The sequence below is a fragment of the Mesorhizobium sp. M5C.F.Ca.IN.020.29.1.1 genome, assembly GCF_003997375.1.
GTDB lineage: Bacteria > Pseudomonadota > Alphaproteobacteria > Rhizobiales > Rhizobiaceae > Mesorhizobium > Mesorhizobium wenxiniae.
The window spans coordinates 1-2,559 of the sequence record NZ_RZSW01000712.1 but is presented as its reverse complement, the minus strand read 5'-3'; the positions used below and the strand labels follow the sequence as shown (position 1 = coordinate 2,559).

3 protein-coding genes are annotated in these 2,559 nt (G+C 58.2%); 1 reads left to right on the top strand and 2 read right to left on the bottom strand.

Going from position 1 to position 2,559, the window contains the following annotated elements; genetic code table 11:
* Positions 1–623: 623 nt before the first annotated feature.
* Positions 624–833 (top strand): hypothetical protein, encoded by a 210-nt coding sequence (locus tag EOA85_RS32495; RefSeq protein ID WP_127212448.1) that lies wholly within the window; start codon positions 624–626, stop codon positions 831–833.
* Between the two features lie 223 nt (positions 834–1,056).
* On the opposite strand, the gene EOA85_RS32490 is transcribed toward EOA85_RS32495, so the two are convergent.
* Positions 1,057–1,872 carry a ferritin-like domain-containing protein gene (locus EOA85_RS32490; RefSeq protein WP_281033821.1) on the bottom strand — a complete coding sequence of 272 codons (816 nt, stop codon included), beginning with the start codon at positions 1,870–1,872 and terminating at the stop codon, positions 1,057–1,059.
* A gap of 83 nt (positions 1,873–1,955) precedes the next feature.
* Positions 1,956–2,559: hypothetical protein (locus tag EOA85_RS37850; RefSeq protein ID WP_164760035.1), on the bottom strand; the 604-nt coding region annotated here is incomplete at its 5' end.

Genomic DNA, 2,559 nt, shown 5'->3' with positions numbered 1-2,559 from the left:
GCCGAGGATCGGTTCGGGAATGGGCTTTAAAGCGCTACGCAGCAAAACGCGCACATGACTGTCTTGTCCAGAACGCGGACGGGACGAAACCGCGCCAGTTCCGGTTCCGCGTCCTCTTTCCTGTTCGGGTTCTAGCCTTCGAACCAAGCCGGCCGACAACGATCCATTTGGATCCTGCAACGTTGAAACGGGCCTGTTCCTGCGGCCATTCGATGCTCTGTTCCGCTCGCGTTATTCGAGCGTGACCCAGCCGGCGCATCTTTGGCAGCGGGCTTTTGCGTTTTCAGCTTATGTTCTACGGTTGCATGGCTCAGTCGCAACAGCTGCGGCATCCTCGCCGCCGCTCAGGTTGGACCACGTCTGCTCGATCCCGTTGCGACTCGGCGGTGACAATCCGAACGCCGGACGTTGTCAACGATCCTATACGATTTGCTGCACCAAGGCGCGTAAGGCGCGCTCCGCTGGTATGCAATGCCATTTTCGGAGACTGTTTCTGTATGCATCACCACGCGTCTAAGACGGTGGATCGCCGCTCTTGATCGCGCGCGCCATCCCGCGTGTTTTTCTTTGATTGAGTTTCCAATTTGGATTAGCTGCACAAGAGATGCAGGAGGGAGAGTTGCATGCCGATTCATCAAAAAGCTAAAGAAGCCGGCGTCTTCAGTTCGTCCGAAGTGGCCTTGCTCGGCCGCGTCTTCGAGAGGTTGACGATCGAGGGTCAATCCCCGCAGCGACGTGAAGCGATCGCGTCCCGCATCATCGCAAACTACCAAGCCGGAATCACGGACGAGGAAGAACTGTTTTCGGCGTCGAAACTCCCTTTAGGACGCTAAACTGGTATAAAGCTTCCGCCGCGACGCCACTCAAATCTCGCCCAGCCAGTGGTATTTAAAGCAAGGAAATCATACGCGGCCGGGCATCTCGTCGTCGCGTCCTCTATTAGTCCCTCCGAGATCGCTGGCCTGCGATGTTCCATCGGCACAGATCATGACGGCATCGGCAAGGTCGTAGCGATCGTCGATGTCAGGCTTTGGCCACTCGGACAGCCCAGTCCATTCAGGTACTTTTTATCTTGCCGTTCATTCCATTGGGGTAAAAGCCACCCTTGCTCGCACCTTCCTGATCGGTGAGATACACGATGCGCAACACCTCTTGCGGTGTTCGCGTGAAGGCTATCGCATCCGGTGTCGAAGGAACGATGTTTGCCTTGCCGTCTATCTGGATGCCTTGGTCCTTGTCGTCCGATCCGTCGATCTTGTCACGCGCGTCGGAGACCGCGTTGGCGGCTTTCCAGGCCTGTTCGCCCTTTCGGTAGAGCGTCGATCGCGCCATTCCCATGTGGTAAGCCTCAACGGCCAGTATTCCAGCGGCGGCGGCGAGGAAATCCTTGTTCTTCAACACTGTCGCCGCGCCGGCATAGGCGGTAACACCAACATCCTCGAAGAGCATTCCGCCAAGGACGAAGTTCGTCTCATTACCGAAGGGATCGAAGTCCTCCCCTAGCGCTGCAGCCTTTGCGACGGCTGCGAAGCCAGCTTCGAAATCGATGGTCGGCCTAGGCACAGCCTGGTCTCCGAGGGTCTTGCGATAGAACCTCACGTGAGCCAGTTCGTTTTCTGCCACCTCGGCCATGAACTCGCCGATGGCAGGCGTTTCGAAGGAAACCTGCTTGCCGCCGGTCACCTGGCCCGCATCCGCACCTGCATCGGAATCATGGATTCCTTTCCCGGTCGTGCCGCGCAGGTAATACTCAGCCTCCATGTACTCCAGATTGAGTGCGAACTGGAAGATATCCTCATCCTGAACCTCACTGGCCTCGTCGGCGAGCGATACTGAAGCGCGGCCTACAGTCGAGGCAAGCGTCGCGCCCAAGCCAAACTACAAAAGGCGGCGGCGGGGAAGAATAAGTGAAGGGATCGCACGGAACATGACTTCCTCCTAAAGCCCGCCCGGCGTCAGTCTTGGCTCCTCAAGCGCGGGCCAGTTAACCAAACATCGCCGCAGTCCAAAGGTTCCAGGATCTGGTTGTGGCGGCGGGTCGGAAGTTCAGGCGATGGTCGGAACCAACGCACGACATTAGGCATCCACCCCTTACGCCGCCACCCCGGTGCGGAAAAGGCAAGCCAGCCAAACAGGGCAACGACACCGACCATTGCGATCCAGCCGACGATCAGCCGCGTCCGGGTCTGCGCCGTCGGCATGCGCAACTCATCGACCTTGGGCCACATAACATGGAGGTAGCCGTCCGGCTCGGCCGCGAGCGCTTTGTCCTCAGTGTCGACCTCGAGTATCACTCCAGGCATTGGTCGCTTGCCGCTGCTCACCATGATGTGCACAGGCGCCATCGCGGCAATAACTTGCCCATCGCGCTTGTATCCGACAGCGACACCGGCAGGTTTCTTGTTTGGGATCGCCTTGAGATCTACCTCGATGAGGTCGGCTCGTTCCCCAATGCACAATTCGACGATCAGGTCGACGCCTTCGCCGATGCTCTGAATGAGTCGGCGTTGGGGTCGACCTTCACGCTCGATAAGGTTTAGGTGTCGATATACTCCGGCA